The organism is Agrobacterium tumefaciens (genome assembly GCF_005221385.1).
In the GTDB taxonomy this organism is placed as follows: Bacteria; Pseudomonadota; Alphaproteobacteria; order Rhizobiales; family Rhizobiaceae; genus Agrobacterium; species Agrobacterium tomkonis.
The window spans coordinates 130,546-152,695 of the sequence record NZ_CP039905.1 but is presented as its reverse complement, the minus strand read 5'-3'; the positions used below and the strand labels follow the sequence as shown (position 1 = coordinate 152,695).

Sequence of the window (22,150 nt, the reverse complement as noted above, 5' to 3'; positions counted from 1 at the left end):
CCTGAAGTTTGAAAGTATTTTTGACCACAACCATCTTGACTATCCGTTTTGCATCGGGAGGACAATTTCGAATCAGTCTGTTCGAATATACTAATCGAATCTCATATCGCTAGCACGTTTGGTGTGGGGCATTGTTACACCACTCAGCTTCCGACGGCGACAACGGAGCAGACAAGTGGAAAACCGCCCTTTCAATCTCGCTATTCCCTGCTATGCGTCCGCTGATGCAGCGAACACGCCGTTATCGAGTATCTCGATCCATTGGCGTCTTTCCACCGTCTGATCCCGGACGAGACCGAAACCATCAATCTAGGAGCGGCGCAGACCTCCAGCTAGACCTTGGAGCTGATGCGTTTCCGACGATGACCAATTCAAGTGAACTGATCTTCCATGCGGAACCACCAAAACACGACTTCGTCTAAGCCGCTGATCGTTGGTTCTTCTCGCCGCCGATTTGCGGAGCTGCACCGTTCGCTCTATTTTGGTAGATCGTCTTCTTGCCGTATCCCCTTGCCTCTGGGCCGAGTTTGGACGCTTCAGAGCCGGGCTCGCGAATCCACTTGCGCCGGTTGAGCTTGAAGCGTTTCACCAGGGTTTCCAGCTCGCTTGCGGCGGCAGAGACGGATTCGGCAATGGCACCCATGCTGCTGACCATGCCAGCGTTTTGCTGCGTCATTTGGTCCAGCGAGTTCACCGCGGCATTGATTTCGTTCAGACTGGTCGATTGTTCTCGCGCGCCGACGGAAATGCTTTCGATGTTAGCATTGATCGACTTCACATACTCTTCAATATGTTTCAGGGCTTGACCTGTTTCACCAACGAGCCGAACACCTTCCTTTACCTCAGCCGAAGAATTGGCAATAAGACCGGAAATCTGTTTCGCAGCACTGGCCGAGCGTTGTGCGAGCTCGCGGACTTCCTGTGCGACAACGGCGAAGCCTTTACCCGCTTCGCCGGCACGCGCCGCCTCAACGCCTGCGTTGAGTGCGAGGAGGTTTGTCTGAAAGGCAATTTCGTCAATCACGCTGATGATGCTGGTGATCTCCTTTGAAGCGGATTCGATGCGTCCGATGGCATCGACGGTAGCCGTGACAACTTGAACAGAGTTTGCTGCGACCGTGTTGGCTTCGGTAACCAGTCTATGGGCTTCGGCAGTCCGTTCGGCCGACTGCCGCACTGTGACCGTGATCTGTTCCAGAGCGGCGGATGTTTCTTCAAGAGCCGCCGCCTGCTGTTCTGAACGATGAGCAATTCCGTTGGCGCTGGAACTCATGTCCCCGCTTTTTTCCGTTAACATTGACGTTTGGCTGAGGACCTCTTCCAGCGTTCCCTGGAACTTCGCTAGCGACTCATTGAAATCGTGTCTGAGGTGCTCAAACTCATCGACAAACGGCTCGTCAATCGTGATGCGTATATTGTTATCCGAGAGACGTTCAAGGCCTGCTCCGATCTGCTGCAGTGCGGTCACTCGGCCCGAGACATCGGTGGCGAATTTGACAACCTTGAAGACTTTGCCTTCGTCGTCCATGATCGGATTGTAGGTTGCCTGAATATAGACGGAACTTCCGTCCTTCCTCAAGCGCTTGAATTCGTCGTTGAAGAACTCGCCTCTCGCGAGGCGTGGCCAGAACTCGGCATACTCCTTTGATGCAAGATAATCCGCCTCACAGAAAATCTGGTGGTGCTTGCCGACAATCTCGTCAAGGGAATAGCCAAGTGTGTCGAGGAAGTTCTTGTTGGCCGTCAGAATCTTGCCATCAGGTGTAAATTCGATCACGGCCTGGGCACGGGAGAGGGCATCCAGCTTGCCCTTGCTTTCCAGGCTCTCGCGTTTGATGTCTGTGATGTCGGTTGCGATCTTCACGACCTTGATGACCTTGCCGCCACGGATAACGGGATTATAGGAAGCTTCCAGCCAAATTTCCCGACCATTCTTGCCGATCCTCTTATATTGGCCGCGGTCGAACTCACCGGAACTAAGACGTTTCCAGAATGCTGTGTATTCTGCAGACTGGGCATCATCCGGCTTGACAAACATCCGATGGCTTTTGCCGATAATCTCGTCACGACTATAACCGACCGCCTTGCAGAAGTTCTCATTGGCGTCGAGGATCGTGCCGTCGGTTTTGAACGAGATAATGGCTTGCGATCGTTCGAAAGCCTGCATGACAGAATAGAGACTGCCGGCCAGGATGGTGTTCAGGTTCACGAAAGCCTCCGCCTTGAAGAATTAGGCCTTCACTATCTAACGAACTGATTAATTTATGATTATCCATGGCGCTAATTTAACCCAGCGGGCCGAGTTCGGCATCCTATTAAAAAACGCTGTGACAAACGAGCTCAAAGCAAAGACCGCCGCGCGCTTTTAACCGAAAAACAATGGATTTGAGTAAAATCGAAAGTAGTTTCCACCGCACGCGCTTGAACTACTATCAAGGCCGCGCACAGAGGTTCCATGCCAAACTTCCGTCATAATCGCGCCAACGTCGAGATCTTTATCTGGATCGGTGCATTCGTTTTGCTCTACGGCCTTGCCTCGTATTTTAATGCCCATGAGGTTCTGGACCATTATTTCCGAGATCATGAGAGTTACAATCTCGATGAGGTGTTTACCGCTCTTAACATCGGTGGTTTCCTGGGACTGGCCTACTCTGTCCTCCGTATCAAGGATATGTCTCACGAAATCTCTCGCCGCATTCTCGCCGAGCGTGACGTCGACTGGATTGCTTTCCATGACCCACTGACAAAGCTGCCAAATCGCCGTCTTCTTGATGCCGTGGCCGCCCGGGAAGATTTCCTTTCCGGTGACCGCTATGGGGTGTTCAGCATCGATCTGGATGGGTTTAAAAAGGTCAACGATCTGCTTGGGCATGATAGCGGCGATGCTGCTCTCAAAATTACGTCCGAACGGCTGGCGGAGGTTTTCCCAGACGAGCATATCTATCGGCTAGGGGGTGACGAGTTTGTCGTGCTGGCGAAGCTTAGGGGGCAGGTCGATCTCAAAGCGCTGTCGGCCCGAATCGTACGTGCGATATCCAAGCCACTGACAATCAAAGGCGCGACGGTCGATCTTGGCGCAAGCGTTGGATATACCGTTGCAGGCATTAACGGCGGAACGCTCGCAGATGCAATCCACCAATCGGACTGCGCCATGTATGCTTCGAAAAAAATGGGCCGCAACAATGCCTCGGCCTTTACTCCGGCAATGCTTGATGAGCTCAACAATCGCATACAACTTGAGGCTCGTTTGCGCCAAGCCATGAGAGAGGGTGTAATCGAGCCCTATTACCAGCCTTTTGTAGAACTCAGCACCCGGAAGCTGGCGGGGTTTGAAGCACTTGCCCGGTGGAAAACAGCTGATGGCACCTTTATTCCCCCGTCTGATTTCATCCCGATCGCCGAAGATGCCGGGCTCATTGTCGAGCTAACAGAACAATTGTTCAGGCGAGCCTGCAAGGATGCAATGTCCTGGCCGGTCGACACCATTTTGTCTTTCAATGTCTCACCGACGCAATTGTGCGATCGGCTGCTCGGGCTGCGACTGCTGAAAATCATGGGCGAAAGCGGCCTGCCGGTTCAGCGCCTGGAAATCGAGATCACGGAAAGTGCGCTGATCAAGGACGCAGTTGCGGCCAAGGAAGTTCTGGAGGATCTTACCAAGGCGGGTATCCGGATTGCTCTGGACGACTTTGGGACCGGCTATTCGAGCCTTTCGCAGCTGTCGAATTACCAGTTCCAGAAGATCAAGATTGACAGGAGTTTCGTTCAGACATTCGAGGCAAGCGAAAGGCAGGATAAGGTCGTCCGCGCCATGATCGCGCTTGGTCATGGTTTGGGCGTTGAGGTCACCGCCGAAGGAATCGAGGAGCAAAGCCAACTGCAATACCTTCAGCAGCTTGGCTGTGATCTCGGTCAGGGCTACCTTTTCGGCCGGCCACAGCCGATTGAAGATGCCATCAGGACGTCGTTGGCGGCTGCAGGGACTGGCGAGGATTTGATGTCAGACGATGAGGGACGCCTAAAGCGAGATGTTTTGGGCAGATGACCCTTATTTGGCGAGGCGGAGACGATTTCCGCTCCCGCGAGACAATAGCGAGCGGTGCGATTTCGAGGGGCCGCGTCCCAGAAGTTCACGTGGGTTGGAGTGCCTTAGGACGATGAATCGGATCATTCACTGGTATAACCGCAGAAGGCCTGAAACACCTGTGATGGCAGCAGATCTAGTCGCGCTGCTTGCGGCGCTTCCCAACAATAGACCGATTTGCATCAGGGTCGGCATGACATATTTCGTGTTAACAGCGAGCACGGTCGCTATCGACGAGCAAGAGGGGTTGCTATTGGAGCCGCCAGTTTTAGGCGCGTAGGCGGAGTTCCAACGTTTCAATTCGGGCAAGCTATACACTCCATGCCGGTATAGGGTGGCGCCCAAGCGGTTGATCGTCAGGCGAAAACCTTATCGCCCGAGGACCTCTCCAGGTTTCATGCCTGGCCAATTCTGTGCCTTCAACCTGGGACACCGGCGTCTGCCGCCATTGCCATGCAGTCGGTAAAAGCCGTTTCACTTTGTTCTTTCCCGCCCCGCAGGGGGGGTATATGGCCACACTTTGACACAGTGCTCGACCTGGGGCACATCTTGACAATGGCCAATCGATTGACCCGAAACGTATCGCTGACACCTGAACTTGAGGCATTCATCGCTGATTGTCTCGAATCGGGTGATGGAGTGCACCCCGTTTGACCGGACAAGTCGGCTAGGTTGATTTAGCCCTGATGAACTGCCGAGGGGAAGCCATCTTGAGGGCAGAATGGGGATGGATTTCATTATAATCCGCGATCCATCCGTCGATGAGCCGGAGCGCTGTTTCGGCGTCCGGCAGAGGTGATATGCGCACTTAATCCCGTTTCAGGGTTTTGACGAATGCCTCCGACATGCCGTTCGATTGAGGGCTGGCGACCGGCGTGAAGCAAGGTGTGAGATTGAGTGCTTGTGCAAACAGCCTCGTGTCCCTCGCGGTGTAAGCAGAGCCATTGTCAGAGAGATGCTCGATAGCGTGCGGGGCTCGGGTTGCATGGAAGCGTTTCTCGACCGCCTCCAGCATCATGTCACGCACGTCCGAGCCGGAAATGCCTGCATTGGCAACCGCCGTCCATGCGATGATCTCCCGGTGGAAAGCGTCGATGATGAAGGCGAGACGGATCACCTCGCCGTTCCAGCAAGTGAACTCCAGCCCATCCGAGCACCAGCGCAGTTCGAGCGCATGACATGACCTTGCCGTCATGGATGCGGCCCTTGCGAACGGCCGTATGCTTCTCCAGCAACATGGCGTGGTTGCCCATAATGCGGTGAACCCGTTTTGCGTTGACGACAGGCTTATCGGCGGCTCGCCTTTCGCGATTGAGGAGCGCGGCGATCCGCCGATAGCCATAGGTTGGCCTTTGATCTACCAGCCTGCGAATGATGGGTAAGCTCTGCATCCTCGGCCTTGTGATAGGAGCCGCGCGGCTTCGATCGGCCTTTCCGCCGCTCGATGAGGTTGGAACGGGACACTCCCAGCGTATCTGCGACGGCCTTCATCGCGAACCGTCCTTCGGCAACAAGATCGGCCGCGATATCCGTTTTTTTGAGTCCGCTTTGGAAAGAGCTTCGTGGAGGATTTCGACCTCCATCGTCTTGCGGCCAAGCATGCGCTCCAGCTCGCGGACGCGATCGTCCAGCTTCTTCACTTCCGAATTGCCGACCACCGGCTCGTCAGAATCCACAGCTGCAGCACCTCCCTCGCTCAAGAGCCTGCGCCACCGGTAAAGCAGATTGGGCGCGACGCCATGGCGGCGAGCGGTGGACGATACCGTCTCGCCTGGTTCGAAACTCTGCTCAATGATCGTCAGCTTTTGCTCGGTTGTCCACCGCCTGCGGCGCACATCACCCGTCAGCAATTCAACATGTCGATACTCGTTAGACATAAGCCTGATGGAGTGGACGCCTTCTTCGCCACCTTGTGGCAGTATCGAGGATGTCCAGCACCAGGAGGTTGACGCAATGACCCAGATCGTTCTCATCGGCTTGGATGTCGCCAAGCATGTTTTCCAACTGCATGCCGTAGCTGCAGACGGACATGTCGTTTTCCGCCGACAGGTCCGGCGAGCACAACTCATCACGCTGCTGATGTCACTTCCCCACTGCCGGGTAGCGATGGAGGCTTGCGGCACCGCGCATTATTGGGGGCGGCAGCTGCGAGAGTTGGGGCATGAAGTGCTTCTGATACCTCCGGATTACGTCAAGCCGTTTGTGAAGAGGCAGAAGAACGGTGCTGCTGACGCCGAGGCCATCGCGGAGGCGGCGCAGCGGCCGGACATGCGCTTCGTTCATGTGAAGAGTGAGGCATCGCAGGCCGCGAGTATTGTCTTTCGCGCACGAGATCTGGTGGTACGCCAGAAGACCCAGCTTCTGAATGCGATACGAAGCCATTTGGCGGAATTTGGTTACATCTTCCCTCAGGGTGCCGCCGCTTCTGCAAAGATGCAGGAGATCATCGAGAGTGATGATAATCTGCCGCCCGCAGCTCAAGGCATCCTGCGTTCACTATAGCAGCATCTCTCATCGTGTGAAGCTCAGCTAACAGAGTTCGACAGGGAAATCCAAAAGCGGGCGCGTGACGACCTTGATGCGAGTCGATTGACTTCTGTGCCAGGGATCGGACCTGTGACAGCGGCAGCAATCGCGGCCCTGGCTCCCGATCCGGCGACTTTCCGGAAGGGACGTGACTTCGCGGCATGGGTTGGCTTAACCCCGCTCGAGCGATCCACCGGAGGAAAGCAGCGGTTCGGACGAATATCCAAGATGGGCGAACGGACGCTCAGACGTCTGCTGATCATGGGGGCCAGTGCCGTCGTTTCTTGGGTAAGGCGTGGGAAGATCAGGCCAAGCGCTTGGCTTGCCAGCATCCTCCACAGAAAGCCACCGATGCTCGCGATCGTAGCGCTAGCGAACAAGATGGCTCGCATCGCCTGGGCAATTCTAAAGCACGGAGGGTCTTACATGCAGCCAGCCTGACGAATTCCCGCGCAGCAATGAAGGTCTAAGGATTGAATGGCCGAAGAGTTTGAACGGGGCTCGGAGAACCTGATTGAGGATAAGTGCTGACAGCACGTAAGCCTGAAGTGGATCGAGCTCGCGTAATCCATACTGGCTGGCGGCGGTGCTTCGCCGCAAAAGAAGCCGAACACATGTCCGCACCAAACTTCGACGCCGTCAAACAAAGATTCTTCTTGCGACCCCGGAGGCGTCACACATGTCCTCAAGCCTGTGCTTGAGCCTTTCTGCTTATGCCGACTGCCCGGTCAAAATGGGGTGCAGTTCAAGCACCACTGTTCGCGGCCAACTCGCCTGGGCGCACGATTGGCATATTCGCGAGGAAGGGGACACGGCCGCGCACGCCATTCTCGTCAACGCCAAGAGGCAATTGCCTCTGGCAAGCTTGTGGGGCGATGGAACAACGTCATCCTCCGATGGCCAGTATTTTGCGGCGGGCGGACACGCCGAGGCGATCGGCGACCTCAACGCCTGCTATGGTCCCAACCCCGGCGCCAACTTCTACGGTTCACCTCTGACCGGTCCGGCGTTTTCTACATCATCGCCATGAATGCCAATGCGAGCGAAGCCATCTATGTCCTCGACGGACTGCTCTATCATGGAAGCGATCTCCCCATCGAAACCCACTATGTCTATACCGGCGGGGTAAGCGATATGAGCTTCGCCCTTTGCCATCTCGTTGGTTTCCAGATTGTGCCCAGGCTGCGCGGTTTCAAGGATCGCAAGCTCTATCTCTTCCGGGCGACACACCTCCCGAAAACCTTGCATCGCTCGTTGGCGACCCCATCGACCTCGAGCGGAACAAGGCAAACTGGAACGACATCCTGCGGCTGGTCGCGCCGATCCGTTCCGGGCTGGTTCGGCTTTCGACCCTGTTGGCAAAGCTGTCCGCATTCCCACGCCATAACGGACTGCCGTTAGCGCTACGCGCTCTCGGTCGCATCAATCGGTCCATCTGTCTGCCTCAGTGGTGGCAGAACCCCGAAATGCGCAGGAACGCGACGGCCGGCCTCAACAAGAGCGAATCCCAGAACACCTTGGCCCGTGCGCTGTTCTTCAACCGGCTCGGAGAACTGCGAGACAGGACCTTCGAGAGTCAGTTCTACCGGGCGTCCGGGCTGAACCTGCTGTTCAATGCCATCGTCTACTGGAACACTCTCTATCTCCAACCGGCCTTCGCCCAACTCAACCGGGAGGGTATCGCCCGACCTAGTCAAACAGATCACCCCGCTCGGGTGGCGACACATCAGGCTCAGTGGCGATTACATTTGGACCTCGACGGAAAGCCTCGATCTCAGGCCGCTACGGCGCGAAACATCCATCCTCGCAGCGTGATCACCATACGTTCTCAAAAGTCGGACAGATTCAACACTTTCGTGTCGTGACGCCGCTTTGGCCTGGTGGTTCAAGCGGCCTTGTCTGATGGTGTCTTTGCATGAGACCTGCTCCGGCAGATTTCTTTTTGGCCGTTAACCCATCATTAACCGCAGTGCCACACTATGAGCGTGCGCGGGACCAGAAGACCGCGCTCCAACGTATGGTAGTGCATCGTGAGGGAACCCGCCGAGAATGGTGGGTTCCTTTGCTTGAAGCGAAGTAAAGTGGCAAGACCATGGCGCCCGAAGAGTTTCGCCGTTGCCTGTACAATCTCCAGTGGTCACTTCCAGACTTGGCAGAAGTACTCCAATGCGATCTGTCAGTCGTGGAGGCAATGAGCCGAGGTAAAGCAAATGTCCCGCCGCTGCTGGCTATCTGGCTCAGGCTACTCTCAAAAAACACACTGGGGCTCGTGCAGACATACACTTACAACTAGGCCTTGGTGAAGGGCCAGTGAGCTACCGGAACAATCCAGCTTCGCTCACGTTCGCGCCTTTACAACGACGAACGTAACAAAAAGTTGACTGACCAATGCCACGCTCAGTGCTTACTTGAATCAAAATAAATAAACAGGGATATGTGGAGAGCCGTATGACGGTGCACACCAGCCAAACGTTCATAGTATGTTTGACATCTGCGCCCATGAGACAGAACTGGCATCGTAAGGTTAACGGAACTTGGAGTTTGATAGGCGATGAAGGGGCATGACCACCCGTGATCCGCTCTACCGTCGCCACCGCTTTCCCGCTGAAATCATTGCCCTCGCGGTGTGGCTCTAGTTCCGCTTCCCTCTGAGCCTGCGGATGGTCGAAGACATGCTGGCCGTGTAGAAAAGTAGGGACCTTCGAGACATCCTTGTTTTTGACTTTCGATCACAAGGATAATCGCGATGATGACATTCCGACGGGAAGTTTCACATAAGATGCGCGTTCTTCAACATGCCGAGCGTCACGGTGACGTATCGCAAACCTGCCGCTATTTCGGTATTGGCAGAGCCAGTTTCTATCGATGGAAATCGGCTTTCGAGCGCTATGGCGAGGCCGGGCTTGAGAACCGATCCTCCGCACCAAAAAATCCCGCTAACCAGAAGCCTGCAGAAATCATCGAGAAAGTCTTGCATCTGCGCACCAGATATCATCTCGGCCCGATGCGCATTTCCTGGTATATGAGCCGGTACCATGCCATCACCATCTCTGACGCCTGCATCTATAGAATTCTGAAGCGGAACGGGCTTAGTCGGCTTCCCGGCGGTACGCGTGTTAGGAAAATCCATACCCAGAGATACGAGCAGCGCGTGCCGGGGCATCAGATACAGGTCGACGTAAAATTCCTGAAATTTGAAGGCGTTGACGGCAAGGTCGTCAAGCGCTTCCAATACACGGCAATCGACGATGCCACCCGCATCCGGGCCTTGAAGGTCTATGATCGCCACACCCAGGCCAACGCCATAGACTTCATCGACACCGTAATCGCCAAATTCCCGTTCCGCATTCGCGAAGTGCGCACCGATAATGGGCACGAGTTCCAGGCCAAATTCCACTGGCACGTCGAAGACCAGGGCATCCGGCACGCCTATATCAAGCCAGCGTCGCCCCAACTAAATGGAAAAGTCGAACGGTCACACCGCACTGATGATCAAGAGTTCTACCAGCTTTTGTCATATACAGACGACACCGACCTCGTTCAAAAGCTCAGCGAATGGGAGAGGTTCTACAACCTTGCAAGGCCGCATGGCGCTTTCAATGGAAAGGCACCTTACGAAATCCTCCGCGAACGCCTATAATCCAAACAAGGATGTCTCATCGCCCTTCAGAAGATTACACGGTCGTGTTGACGCCTGTTCCGAGCAACGAGCATTACGCATACGCGGTGGTTAATGACCAGCGTGTGATCATTGACCCTCGCACCCATACCGTGGTGCAGATCGTCCGATAGTCCCGGGCCAATCAACCGTTTCAAACGAGCCGGAAGCTGCCACGCAGCATTCCGGCTTTTTGTTGCAATGAGCCCGCGGCCGTTTATGGCCGGGGTACAGGCTCCCAAGCCTTATGCCTGTCCCATAAGCGGGGCGCCAGGAATCAGGAGTTGAATTGTCTTGTCGATGAAGGCGCTTTGCGCTTGTGGCACGCCGACTTGCCTCAATGCGATAAAAAATTGTCTTCGCCGATGACTTGATCTCTGAGACCGGCACCTAAATGTCCCGGCAGCAGCCTCAACAGTGAAACTCATCGGACATGGAAAAACATACCGAAGAACGCCTTGGGGCCATTGTCGAGTCGTCGTTCGACGCGATCACCAGCAAGGATCTCTCCGGCACGATCGTCAGTTGGAATAAGGCCGCCGAGCGAATGTTCGGCTATTCCGAGGTGGAAGCTGTTGGACGCTCTATCTACTTGATTGTCCCCGACAACAAGCGGGATGAGGAGGCAGAGAGGCGATGTCACGTTATCGAGCGGTGATTGCGCTCTGCCGACGGCTCTCGGAAATCAGGCAACCGCGCCCGTCACAGCTTTCCAATGCGCAATTGCGCGGATGCGATGGATGTGGGTGGCGAGAGCGGAGCGGTTATGACGTGGGGTGACAAAGAGATTTCGCAGCGCCGAGAAAATCGAGATGAAACGCTGCAAGCCTCCGGCTGATCGGAAACCCTGCATCGTCCGCTCTCGTTTTCGAAGCGGCAGGTGAGAGTTTTCCGCTCGGTTGTTGAGACCTTTATGGGACCGGTGTTCAACCGTTGGCATAATGTCACGCCTGGCTGCGCCATATGAGCGGAGCTTGTCGGTGACGATCCGCCTTGGCGGCATGCCTGTTTTCTTCAGTAACCTGATGAGCAATCGCTTCGCGGCCTTGGTGTCGCGTCGGCTCTGAACAATCTCATCGAGAACGTAGCCATCTTGATCAACGGCACGCCAAAGCCGGTGCTTCCTGCCCGCGATGGAAATCACCACCTCATCCAGATGCCAGACATCCTGAAGCGAAGACCGCCGGCGACGAAGCTGCTTTGCGTAGGCCGGTCCGAATTTCAGACCCCATCGCCGGATCGTTTCATACGAGACGACGATGCCACGCTCCAGCAGCAACTCCTCGGCCAGGCGCAGGCTCAGCGGGAACCGAAAGTACAGCCAGACCGCATGGGCGATGATCTGTTGCGGGAAACGGTGACGCTTGTAGCTGATGGCCGGTTTCTTCATCCCACCGTCTCTACCCACCACTCACTCACAGGAGGTTTACGTGACAACGCCCTCCGCTTCGATGATGGCGATCAACGGAAGAATCCAGCGGGAAGGGGACGTCGTTCACCTTGTCGCGCAGCGGCTATTCGACCTGTCGGACGATCTCGGCCGGCTGGGCGAGCGGGACGAACAATTTCCCTTGCCGCATGGCCGGGGCGACGAATTCGCGCGTGGCAATGGCGCACCGGACCCGCGCGAGCGGCCAAAAGCGGCGGCGCCCGCGCGCGACATCTATGTACCCGACCTTTTGATCGATCGACTAAAGGTCAAGAGCCGGAATTTTCATTAGTTGCCACCTCGAACCGACCATTGCGGATCGAATCGAGCGCAGTTGCAGCGGAAGCCGAGGAGTCTTGTAGGTCTTACCTACTAGGCAGCGACGTCACCAATCAGTGACCCAGCTGGAATATTCCATTCCTTGCTGAGCTTTCGGATCTGTTCGAGATTGATTTCCCGCTTGCCATTCAAAAGATCGGCAGCCCGCGCTTTAGAGCCGATAACGGCTACCAGATCCGCACGAGTGTAGTTGTTAGCGGCCATCACCGACTTGACCACCTCGACCGGGCTCGCAGCCGGGATTGGATATTTTTTGCCTTCATACTGTTCGATCAGAAGAACGAGCGCGTCAAAATGAGCCGCTTCTTCAGTGCCTTCTTCAGGTTCGTTCTCGAAATACGGCCGAACTTCCTTCAGTGCGGCGTTGTACTCGTCTTCGCTCTGAAGGGTTCTGAAAGCTTTCAAATTCAACATATCGACCTCCTCACATCAGAGTTTTGCGACGTCAATCGCGTCATACTGAGCATGCGTACCGACAAACAGAACGAAAATCCGTTTCGTCCGAAATGCGACCAAACCTACAATTCTATATTTGTTGCCACCCACATCGAAAATCACTTTGTTGCCCGCGACGATGTCGGCCGAGTTGAAGGTTTTCTTCAGCTCACTGAAATTGCTCCAGCTTGCCTTTGATGCGGTTGCATACCATTCCGTCATCGCCGCTTCAGCCGTCTCTCTTGGCGCTCCTTTCGGCAGGTCGCTCCAGAATTTGACCAACGCGGACTTGGCGATAACGTTCACGTAGGCTCCTGTATATCGCGTTCCCAATCTGGAAACAAGCTCAAAATTCCCAATTTGGAAACCAGCATTCGAATCCAAAATTGCGCCGCATAAAATCTCAGTCGGTCTTGCCGATCAACCCCATCCAGTCCACGCGAAAACGCTCGCGGTGACGGTTCTGCGCCACGGCCACGAGCGCCCTGTGAAGTCACTCGTCGATCAGAAACTTGAGGAACTCGGGTCTGCCGGATCGTCAACGTGGGCGGCGGCTCGTCGCCCATCACGAGGCCTCATGCGACCTGGGGTCCGTGGTTGAACCTTAACGCCCAGGCGCCGATTGCCTGGCTATTGTCAGCGCGTATTGCTGTCAGCCGGGAGAAGCCCGGCACGAGTGTCGGCTTCGCGTCGAAGGTCACCGGGATCGAATAGATGTCCGCCGCGTAACGGTTCTGGAACCTCGCCTCGGCCCTTTCGACGAAGGTCGGCCCGATATCCCGAAAAATCGAAAGCAGGAGGAGGACGATCAAGGTGCCCGCGACAACCAGCGACGTGCCGAACGGGGTTATGAAGGAATTGAACGCGGTCGCGAAAAGATAGATCGTCGAAGGCAGAAGGATGACCAACGCGAAGAGGGTCTTCTCCCACCAGAACCGTGGGGCGCGCGGGAGGTCCTTGGTCGCTTCGGTCATATCGCTTCTCCGAATTCATTTGTCGATGAAAACATAGAGTAATGCGGGTGGCGGATCAATTACCGATACCGCCCATAACGCGCATTTCGTAACGTTATATCATATCGCATAAGATGCCTTATGGAACTAACTCATTGCTTCGTTTTTAATATCAATCCGCTCTAAGCACCCGCACCGGCCTGCGATCCATATATCATGTCACCAGGACTATCTCGCCCGCGAAACTCGTCACACTCGATCGCCACGCGAACTGGAAGTGCTCAATCGCATCCGGACGCACGCTGCAAAAGACGCTTTTCTGCGTGCTGAATCTACGAATCTCAACCGTGGGCTGTCAATCGGCATCGAAACGGGGCTCTGACTCACTTTTGATGAAATCAAGTGCTGGCTGATGTTGGTTTCACGCAAGGAATCAATACCATGGGCCATTCGCTCAGATCGTCGACGCTCGTCCCTCGCGGCTTTATAGTCGACAATACAGCCATTGATGACGACGTCATGTTGATCGCAGTCCGGCCGACGAGCAAAGCAAGCTTTTGCCCAATCTGTGGAACAAGGTCGGAACGAATCCACAGTCGATATCAACGACGCCTGGCTGACCTGCCCTTGGTGGGAAAGCCCGTTCGGCTTGTCATTGAAGCGCGCCGGTTCCACTGCGATGCAGTGCTATGCGGTCGTTGAATCTTCGCCGAGCGCTTCGACGGAGACATTCTCGCGCCTTCGGCGCGGCGAACCGCCAGGCTTGACCACATCGTCCATCATCTCGGACTTGCACTGGGTGGCAGGCCAGCGGCCACCTTTGCCAAAAGGCTGATGTTGCCGGTCAGCAACGATACGCTGCTGCGCGTCGTGCGGCGACGCGGCAGTCCGCGCTTTGTCCCACCCACCGTGATCGGTATCGACGACTGGGCGTGGCGACGAAATCAACGCTATGGGACCATCATCTGCGATCTGGAACGGCGCAAAACCATTGCTCTCCTGCCGGATCGGGAGCCGTCGACGGCCCAGGCCTGGCTCTCGGACCAACCTCAGATCAGCATCGTCGCTCGCGACCGCGGCGGCGGTTACGCGACGGCTGCAGCCAAGGCGTTGCCACACGCCACCCAGGTCGCTGACCGCTGGCACTTAATGGAGAACGCCAGCCGGGCATTCCTCGATGCGGTGCGCAAATCGATGCGCCAGATCCGAACTGCGATCGGAGCGGCCACGATCAACCCCGAACTGCTGACGGCCGCCGAGAGGATCCAGTACGAGGGATATCTTCGACGGGAAGACACCAACGCCGCAATTCTCGACATGGCCAAGTCCGGAGCAACAATCAAGGAGATCGTGCGCCGGACCGGATACAGTCGCGGCCTTGTCCGACGCGTACTGCGTGGTCAACGTTCGGATGTCTTCCGCGTCCGTGAGAACTCGCTTGAACTCTACCTGCCCTGGCTTGACGCTCAATGGATGGCCGGACACCGGAATGGAACGGAGCTATGGCGGCAACTCAAGAGCCAAGGGTTCCGCGGCTGTCTTCGAGTTGTCACCGAGTGGGCCACACGCCGTCGAAAAGCAGAGAAGGTCGATGCGGGCGCGTTGAGCCGAGCGCCTTCGGCCAGGACCATTGCACGTCTCATGACCATCGGCCGCGACGACCTTTCCAAATCTGAGACCGTGACGGTTGCGGCGATTGAGGGTGGCGTGCCGCTGCTGGTTGAGGCGCGGGAAGTCATCGCCGCCTTCCAGGCCATGATCCGCAAGAAATCTCTCGCTGATCTCGATCCGTGGTTGGAACGCGCTCGATCGGGCTTGGTCGCCTCCTTCGCCAACGGTGTCGTTAGAGACCGAGCAGCCGTCAGCGCAGCGATCTCTTCACCATGGTCCAACGGCCAGACGGAGGGGCAGATCACCAAGCTCAAACTTGTGAAACGCCAGATGTACGGCCGCGGAAAAATTGATCTCCTCCAAGCCCGCGTCATCGGCGCGGGATAAAATCCATCACCACCAAAACTGCGTCAGAGCCACACCTACCTGCCTCGTCCATCTGGAGCGCAATCGCTACAGCGTGCCGGCATCCTTCGCCAACCGACCGGTGAGCTTGCGCGTCTACCCTGATCGGGTCGTCGTCGCCGCAGAAGGTCAGATCGTCTGCGAGCATCGTCGCGTCATCGATCGCTCCCATGACCGACCGGGACAGACCATTTACGACTGGCGGCACTATCTGGCGGTGGTGCAGCGCAAGCCAGGCGCTCTGCGCAATGGCGCACCGTTCGCCGAACTCCCCGAAGCATTCGGGACCTTGCAGCAATATCTCCTGAAGAAGCCAGGTGGTGATCGCGAGATGGTCGATATCCTGGCGCTCGTCCTTCAGCACGATGAACAGGCCGTGCTATCGGCGGTCGATATGGCACTGAAGTCCGGCGTTCCGACCAAGACGCATGTGCTGAACCTGCTGCATCGACTTGTCGATGGCAAATCCTTCACGCCGCCAACCCTCGACGCACCACAGGCCCTGACGCTCACCAATGAGCCCAAGGCCAATGTCGAACGATACGATACCTTGAGAAAGACGGAGGTCCGCAATGCGTCATAACCCAGCAAGCGGCGCGATCGTTATCATGCTGCGTCAACTGAAGATACATGGCATGGCCCACGCCGTCGGTGATCTGACCGAGCAAGGATCGCCGGCGTTCGAGGCTGCCATTCCAATCCTGTCCCAGCTTCTCAAGGCGGAAACGGCTGAACGAGAGGTCCGATCGACCGCATATCAACTCAAGACGGCACGCTTTCCGGCCTACCGTGACCTGAACGGCTTCGACTTCGCCAGCAGCGAGATCAACGAGGCGCTCGTGCAGCAACTCCATGGCTGCGACTTCCTCAACGACGCCAACAACATCGTCCTGGTCGGCGGTCCCGGCACGGGCAAGACGCATATCGCCACGGCCATCGGTGTCCAGGCCATCGAGCATCATCACAAGCGGGTTCGGTTCTTCTCGACCGTGGAATTGGTCAATGCTCTCGAGCAGGAGAAGTCCCAAGGTCGTCCAGGACAGATCGCCAACCGCCTGGCACACTCCGATCTCGTGATCCTGGACGAACTCGGCTACCTGCCATTCAGTGCTTCAGGCGGTGCGCTGCTATTCCATCTGCTGAGCAAACTCTACGAGCACACGAGCGTCATCATCACGACGAACCTCAGCTTCAGCGAATGGGCCAGCGTGTTCGGCGATGCAAAGATGACCACGGCATTGCTCGACCGGCTTACCCACCACTGCCACATCTTGGAAACCGGAAACGACAGCTTCCGCTTCAAAAACAGCTCGGCCCATGAGCCCAAAACGACGAAGGAGAAACGCAGGAACTTGACCACTACGACCAGCACAAACGATATCTAAAGGCGGGTCACTTCTCGGTGGAAACGCCGGGTCAGCTCTCAGTGGAAATCAACAAGCCTCGGACGTTTTGAGCGCATATGCACGGGAGTCGGGGATAGGTGCGATACTCGCCCTTCCGCCAAACCCTCACCGCATGATAACGTTACGCGCTGGCGGCCAATTCGACAGGCACGCGCTCCAACTCATCAACATAACCTTCTTTGATATTTCGGATCGCTGGCAAAGTCGCGATAAAGGCGGCGACGCAGGACGGATCGAACTGACTGCCAGCGCGGCTACGGATGTGAGCGACAGCCTGCTCGACGCTCCAAGCCTCTTTATATGGTCGGACGGTCGTGAGCGCGTCAAAGTTATCGGCAATAGCCACGATACGGCCGGCGAGCGGGATTTCCTCACCGGACAATCTACGCGGATAGCCCTGCCCGTCCCATCGCTCGTGGTGAGACCCCGCGATTTCTGCCGCGAGACGGAGAAGGCTTGACCGAGATTCATTCAGGATATCGCAGCCGATCAAGGTGTGCGTCTGCATCTCCGAGAACTCTTGTTCGGTGAGCTTGCCCTTCTTCAGGAGGACCGCGTCACGTATACCGACCTTCCCGATGTCATGCATCGGCGACGCCAGCCTGATGTTGGAGCAGGTCTCGGGTGGGAGGCCCAGCGCCTGCGCGATGGCTTCGGAATATGCCGCGACACGCTTGGTATGCAGGCCGGTTTCCGAGTCCTTGTAGCTGGCCGCAATCGAAAGGCGGTCGATGATTTCCTCCTCGCGCGCTCTGATTTCCTCCGTCGCCTTCTCGATTTCCTGGCGCAGCCACTCCGCCTTGTCCGCCAGTTTGTTACGGGCCTCGACCAAAGCGACGAGATTGCGCATCCGCGCCTGGAATTCCAGCGGGTTTACGGGCTTTGTTAGAAAGTCGATCGAGCCAGCGTCCAGGCACGTCATGCGGGTCGCGAGGTCAGTGTCAGCCGTGACCATGACATAGGGCTTGTCACGGTATTTTTCGAAGAAATTGATCTCGCGAAGCAACTCGACACCGTTGTAACCCGGCATCTGGTAATCGACCACGGCGATGTCGAATTCCAGTTTCGGCATCGCGGCGAGGACCTCCGCCGGGTCGGTAAAGGCCAACGGTTCGCAACCCTTGATCTTCGACACCAGCTTCGAAAGAAACATGAGGTTGGTACGGTTGTCGTCCACAATAAGAATGCGCATGCACTGTCTCCTCATGCGGCCCGTTTTGTCCGCTGCGTTTCTATCTCGGCGGCGATGGCCGCCAGTCCGGACTGGGAAGCACGTTTCTCCCTAAGAGACTGCGCGATGAGTGCGACGCTATCGAAACCGAGGTTTCCCGCTGCGCCCTTTAGTGTATGCAGCAACCGATCAACCTCATCTGACCTCTCATGTATCATCGCCTTGGCGAGATCAGCGAGAATTTGAGATGCGTCGTCAAAGAACGCGTCCAGCAATTCGTTATACGCATCATCCCCAAGCGCCTCGACTATCTCGGCTTGACGGTTGTTCAACGCCTCGTCCGGGACGATCACAGGATCCGATGCCACGTCAACCCCTGCACCACCCTTTCCGCGAACCTCGAAAGTGGAAATAAGCCGGGCGAGTTGGTTCTTCGTCACGGGTTTGGATTGGAACCCGTTCATGCCGGCGGCCGCGCACAGACGGCGGTCGTCTACTGAGGCGTTTGCGGTCATGGCGACTATCGGTATGTCGTTTCCCGTGCCGCGGATCGCCCTTGTCGCCTCTATTCCGTCCATACGCGGCATCTGCATGTCCATCAGCACCAGGTCGAACCGAGACGCGGAAATCATTTCGACCGCTTCGGCTCCGTCGCTAGCCACCTCGACACCCTGTCCGAGATGGCGAAGAAAGCCAGCCGCGACCTGCTGGTTTACAAGGTTATCTTCCACAAGCAGGATGCGGAGATTGGGTATCACGCCAGCAAAGTCAGCTGGAGCTTCAGACAGCACCGTGGCCCTCTCGTCGGCCCTGTCAACCGGGATTTCAAACCAAAATGTGCTACCCTGTCCCTTGGCACTCCGCACGCCGATCCGGCCGCCGAGGGATTCGACGATTTCTTTGCAGATGATCAATCCCAACCCGGTTCCGCCGTAGTTTCTGGAAATGCTCGCATCGACCTGGGAGAAGGGTTTGAACAGGCGGCCCTGCCCTTCCTCGTCGATCCCGATCCCCGTATCGGTAACCGCGAACTTCAATAGCGTACGGTCATCGCTGTCTTCCTCAGAGAGCTTCACCGCGACCATGCCGTTCGACGTGAACTTTATGGCGTTGCTTAGGAGATTGAGGACGACCTGACGCAAACGGGTCTGGTCTGTCATCACGACAGTTTTGCTGTGTTCGTTGGGCAAATCGGCGACGAGCGTATTGCCCTTCTCCGCAGCCCGGTCGCGGAGCATTCCCACGGTATCGGACACCAGAGCGCCGACATCGACAGGAGCGAGTTGGACATCGATCTTGCCGCTTTCCATCTTCGCGAAGTCGAGAATCTCGTTGAGGATTTCCAGCAGCGATTGCCCGGAGCGGCGGATTGTCTGGACCGCTCCGCGAACGCGCTCGGGCAGGTCCGACAGCTCGAGAAGTTCCGCCGTCCCGAGAACAGCGTTGAGCGGCGTGCGGACTTCGTGTCCCATGGTCGCCATGAATTGCGACTTGGCCCTGTTCCCCGCCTCCGCGGCGGCAAAGGACTCCCTCAGCTCCCGCGTCATATCCTCGAATTCAAGACCTGCCGCCCGGACGGACTTCAACTGCCGCCTGAGGGATATGACGAGGATGCCGACGCTGAGCGAGAGGACTGCGGTCACGGCTCCCGTCTTGAGCTGAAGTGATTGCAGTGCCTCCCTCGCGTCCGCGCGCTCGGCACTGACCTTGTTGTTAGTGTTGGTCAGCAACTCTTCGGTGTTCTTCATCAAGCCCTTCATGTCGGAAACGAATTCCGCGAGCACGCCGGCGTCCAGATGATGCCCCGCCGCGATCCCGTCGAACATCGCGGCTTTCGACATAACTGCGGGCTCGATATTCGAGACAAGCTGGGCCAGGCCGGGGGTTTCGCCCAGGCGGAGGTCCAGATTAGCCTTTTTGAGAAGCGCCATACGGGAATACAGGATGTCGTACCGTATCGTCAGATTTGAAACGGTTTCGTCCGAGAGATCTCGACGTACGAGCATATCGTAGGCGACCTCGCTCAGCCGCCTCGTTTCCCGGTCAAGCTGGTAGACGGACCACAGGGCGTTCTCGCGGATTCCGTCCTGTAGCTCCTGATATTTCCCGTAAATTCCAGAAAGAAGGTAGATAAGGCCAATCAACAGCAAGACGGCAAAACCCTGCAGGAACGCAGTGCCCTTGCTAACACGCCGAATGACATCCCCGTTCTTCCCGGCTCTGTCCATGGTTACTTGACCTCGATCGACTTGATCTGCCAGACGGACCGCGAAAAGTACTTTTCGTTGTAGAGCGATTGGTCCTTGTCAAACGGATAGATCATGAACAGCGGCCCCTTGTCGCGAACTGACATCGTGTCGCCGTTCATCCTCGATGCCAGAATGCTGTCGATCTTGGTGGCATCCTCCATCGGCACCTCGGCCGCGTAGTCATTGAGAGCGACGAGCTTGATACTTGTCCCCTTGGCCCCGGCCGCTTCGAGAACCGCGCGGAGCAGCGGTCCGGAAAACTCGACCTTTCCGGTCGTCCAGGGGGTTTCCATCGTTCCCTTCCGCCCGGGCAACGCCTCAAGCATAGCAAGGTCGAACTCGGCCGATTTCCCGGCGTTCGGGTGGGAGAGCTCGCCTGAGACGGTCAGAATGACCTGCCCTTTCGGCGCGTCGAGCGCGAAAGCCTGACTGGCAAGGAGGGTTGCGGCAAGGGCCGCGATGCGGATTGCGGAATGCATTGGGGAATCCTCGCGTTCGCCGAAGCGGGAGGCCTCGACCGTCAAAAACGACATGCCAGGAGGGCTGGTGTCCACGCGTCTGCCATGGGAGCAGACCTGTGACGGACCGTCGTCATGACGGCCTGGGCAAGATGCCCGACACCCCAAATTTAGGGCAGAGTCGTTGAACGAACGTGAATCAGTCCGTGAAAATGCGGTGTAACTCTCTTTGCGAGTCGCCCAGATCGTCGGCATGGTTAAGCCGAGCTTGAGACTGGCGCTTTGGGACGTTTGATGGACGCAAGATGAACGCAGCGGAGATCATGCCGCCGCCGCGTTCATCGATATTTTCGGGGAAAACTGCACCTAAAGCGTCGATAGAAAGTTGAAATCGCCCGAATGATTAAACTTATAGGTATCCGCATTAACCTGTACTTAATACTTTGCCCCCAGATTTGGTGCCAAGGACGCGCACCGATCCCGAGAAACGTTGAATATGCTAAGCCAAGCCAAAATCGCTGAATTGCCTGACGATCTGGCATCCCTACCGCGGCATCGCCGGATGAGCGACGACGCCGCGGTGGCGTTGGCAAAGCGCGCCGTTCCTTTCGATTTCGTTAGCGTCAGCGGTTTCGATCTCGGATCGTATAAGGTCGGCAACTTCAACAGCGTGACCTCAAGCTTTCCCCCGGCCTTTGTGGAGGCCTATGCCGGAGAAAAGCTCTACCTAAACGATCCAATGGTTTTGGTCGGAAAAGACGGCGCTGATGTCGTGACCGAAGAGAGCGTAGCGGGCCGTTATGAGATGCCCCAGCGTCTCGCCTACCTTTTGCGCACCTTCCGCATATCCCGTCGGATCGCTTTCTTCCTGCGTCGCAGCGGACACAATTACGGTTCCGTCGTCTTCGCAAGGGACGGCGCGCCATTCGGGGCCGACGAGGCCGAGTATCTGGGCATGATCGCCACCCCTCTCCACGAGCGATTGACCCGCCCGCTTCTAGACCGGTTCGGCCCACAGATCGTCGGACTGCTCGACGGTGAAGTTGAATGCATACGCCTAGCCGGCCAGGGGATGACCAGCGAAGAAATCGCCTTTGCGTCGAGGTTTACCCGCGAGACCGTGGACAGCTACCTCAAATCGGCAACAAAAAAGCTACAGGCGCGCAATCGCGCACATGCGATCGCAATTGCCATCCGGCATCGGCTGATAGACTAAATCAGTCCCAATCCCAAACATGATCAAGTGCTGTCTTTTTGGGCAATTTCCCAAAAAGAACGCATTCGCTCGGCTTGTCGCGATTTTCTTAATCCTCCGTTAGGAGGTCACCCCTATTTTCGGGGTTATCGAAGGAAGACGGCCTCCACATTCCCGGCTTTCGAGATTGACCAGCGAGCCAAAAGCGCCGGCCACCACACTTCATCATTA

The 22,150-nt window shown here is 56.6% G+C and carries 13 protein-coding genes and 8 pseudogenes; 12 read left to right on the top strand and 9 right to left on the bottom strand.

Features of this window, described 5'->3' with window-relative positions; translation table 11 throughout:
• Window positions 1-418: 418 nt before the first annotated feature.
• A complete protein-coding gene (locus CFBP6623_RS25865) occupies window positions 419-2,167 on the bottom strand; it encodes a methyl-accepting chemotaxis protein (RefSeq protein ID WP_080843373.1) in 1,749 nt (582 codons plus the stop codon).
• Window positions 2,168-2,455: 288 nt separating this feature from the next.
• Here CFBP6623_RS25865 and CFBP6623_RS25860 point away from each other — a divergent pair, with 288 nt between their 5' ends.
• A complete protein-coding gene (locus CFBP6623_RS25860) occupies window positions 2,456-4,045 on the top strand; it encodes a putative bifunctional diguanylate cyclase/phosphodiesterase (protein ID WP_080843316.1) in 1,590 nt (529 codons plus the stop codon).
• A gap of 706 nt (window positions 4,046-4,751) precedes the next feature.
• Here CFBP6623_RS25860 and CFBP6623_RS25855 read toward each other — a convergent pair.
• Window positions 4,752-5,961: pseudogene (locus tag CFBP6623_RS25855) on the bottom strand (IS3 family transposase).
• Between the two features lie 76 nt (window positions 5,962-6,037).
• Between CFBP6623_RS25855 and CFBP6623_RS25850 the strand changes: the two are divergent.
• The 6 genes and pseudogenes from CFBP6623_RS25850 (at window position 6,038) to CFBP6623_RS25810 (ending at window position 10,926) form a co-directional block, all read left to right on the top strand.
• Window positions 6,038-7,051, top strand: a pseudogene (locus tag CFBP6623_RS25850) (IS110 family transposase).
• Between the two features lie 238 nt (window positions 7,052-7,289).
• Window positions 7,290-8,475, top strand: a pseudogene (locus CFBP6623_RS27280) (Tn3 family transposase).
• Window positions 8,476-9,171: 696 nt separating this feature from the next.
• Window positions 9,172-9,243, top strand: a pseudogene (locus CFBP6623_RS25825) (IS6 family transposase); the annotation flags it as partial.
• A 113-nt stretch (window positions 9,244-9,356) separates the two neighbouring features.
• A complete protein-coding gene (locus tag CFBP6623_RS25820) occupies window positions 9,357-10,250 on the top strand; it encodes an IS481 family transposase (RefSeq protein WP_080843313.1) in 894 nt (297 codons plus the stop codon).
• 38 nt (window positions 10,251-10,288) lie between these two features.
• Window positions 10,289-10,402, top strand: a pseudogene (locus CFBP6623_RS25815) (DUF1236 domain-containing protein); the annotation flags it as partial.
• Window positions 10,403-10,701: 299 nt separating this feature from the next.
• Window positions 10,702-10,926 (top strand): PAS domain S-box protein, encoded by a 225-nt coding sequence (locus CFBP6623_RS25810; RefSeq protein ID WP_052821468.1) that lies wholly within the window; start codon window positions 10,702-10,704, stop codon window positions 10,924-10,926.
• A gap of 27 nt (window positions 10,927-10,953) precedes the next feature.
• Here CFBP6623_RS25810 and CFBP6623_RS25805 read toward each other — a convergent pair whose 3' ends face one another.
• Complete coding sequence (locus CFBP6623_RS25805; RefSeq protein ID WP_072492843.1) at window positions 10,954-11,658, bottom strand: IS6 family transposase; 705 nt, start codon at window positions 11,656-11,658, stop codon at window positions 10,954-10,956.
• 55 nt (window positions 11,659-11,713) lie between these two features.
• Between CFBP6623_RS25805 and CFBP6623_RS25800 the strand changes: the two are divergent.
• Window positions 11,714-11,989, top strand: a pseudogene (locus CFBP6623_RS25800) (DNA polymerase III subunit alpha); the annotation flags it as partial.
• An 80-nt stretch (window positions 11,990-12,069) separates the two neighbouring features.
• On the opposite strand, the gene CFBP6623_RS25795 reads toward CFBP6623_RS25800, so the two are convergent.
• From CFBP6623_RS25795 to CFBP6623_RS25785, 3 genes are all read right to left on the bottom strand, one after another.
• Window positions 12,070-12,450, bottom strand: a complete 381-nt coding sequence (locus CFBP6623_RS25795) for a helix-turn-helix domain-containing protein (protein WP_052821450.1) — start codon at window positions 12,448-12,450, stop codon at window positions 12,070-12,072.
• Window positions 12,451-12,465: 15 nt separating this feature from the next.
• Window positions 12,466-12,777 (bottom strand): type II toxin-antitoxin system HigB family toxin, encoded by a 312-nt coding sequence (locus CFBP6623_RS25790; protein WP_052821451.1) that lies wholly within the window; start codon window positions 12,775-12,777, stop codon window positions 12,466-12,468.
• Between the two features lie 269 nt (window positions 12,778-13,046).
• Complete coding sequence (locus CFBP6623_RS25785; protein ID WP_052821452.1) at window positions 13,047-13,445, bottom strand: hypothetical protein; 399 nt, start codon at window positions 13,443-13,445, stop codon at window positions 13,047-13,049.
• Window positions 13,446-13,865: 420 nt separating this feature from the next.
• On the opposite strand from CFBP6623_RS25785, the pseudogene CFBP6623_RS25780 reads away from it, so the two are divergent.
• The 3 genes and pseudogenes from CFBP6623_RS25780 (at window position 13,866) to istB (ending at window position 16,825) form a co-directional block, all read left to right on the top strand.
• Window positions 13,866-15,422: pseudogene (locus CFBP6623_RS25780) on the top strand (ISL3 family transposase).
• A gap of 25 nt (window positions 15,423-15,447) precedes the next feature.
• Window positions 15,448-16,023 (top strand): annotated as a pseudogene (locus CFBP6623_RS25775) (Mu transposase domain-containing protein); the annotation flags it as partial.
• Complete coding sequence (gene istB, locus CFBP6623_RS25770) at window positions 16,013-16,825, top strand: IS21-like element helper ATPase IstB (protein WP_052821389.1); 813 nt, start codon at window positions 16,013-16,015, stop codon at window positions 16,823-16,825. The pseudogene CFBP6623_RS25775 and the gene istB, both read left to right, overlap by 11 nt.
• Window positions 16,826-16,967: 142 nt before the next feature.
• Here istB and CFBP6623_RS25765 read toward each other — a convergent pair whose 3' ends face one another.
• From CFBP6623_RS25765 to CFBP6623_RS25755, 3 genes are read right to left on the bottom strand one after another with little or no spacing between them, the layout of a single operon-like run.
• Entirely contained in the window at window positions 16,968-18,038 is a 1,071-nt protein-coding gene (locus CFBP6623_RS25765) for an HD domain-containing phosphohydrolase (RefSeq protein ID WP_052821388.1), read from the bottom strand.
• An 11-nt stretch (window positions 18,039-18,049) separates the two neighbouring features.
• Window positions 18,050-20,245 carry an ATP-binding protein gene (locus tag CFBP6623_RS25760; RefSeq protein WP_052821387.1) on the bottom strand — a complete coding sequence of 732 codons (2,196 nt, stop codon included), beginning with the start codon at window positions 20,243-20,245 and terminating at the stop codon, window positions 18,050-18,052.
• A gap of 2 nt (window positions 20,246-20,247) precedes the next feature.
• Window positions 20,248-20,745 (bottom strand): molybdopterin-dependent oxidoreductase, encoded by a 498-nt coding sequence (locus tag CFBP6623_RS25755; RefSeq protein WP_052821391.1) that lies wholly within the window; start codon window positions 20,743-20,745, stop codon window positions 20,248-20,250.
• Between the two features lie 541 nt (window positions 20,746-21,286).
• Between CFBP6623_RS25755 and CFBP6623_RS25750 the strand changes: the two genes are divergently transcribed.
• Window positions 21,287-21,940 (top strand): helix-turn-helix transcriptional regulator, encoded by a 654-nt coding sequence (locus CFBP6623_RS25750; protein ID WP_167379204.1) that lies wholly within the window; start codon window positions 21,287-21,289, stop codon window positions 21,938-21,940.
• Window positions 21,941-22,150: the final 210 nt, after the last annotated feature.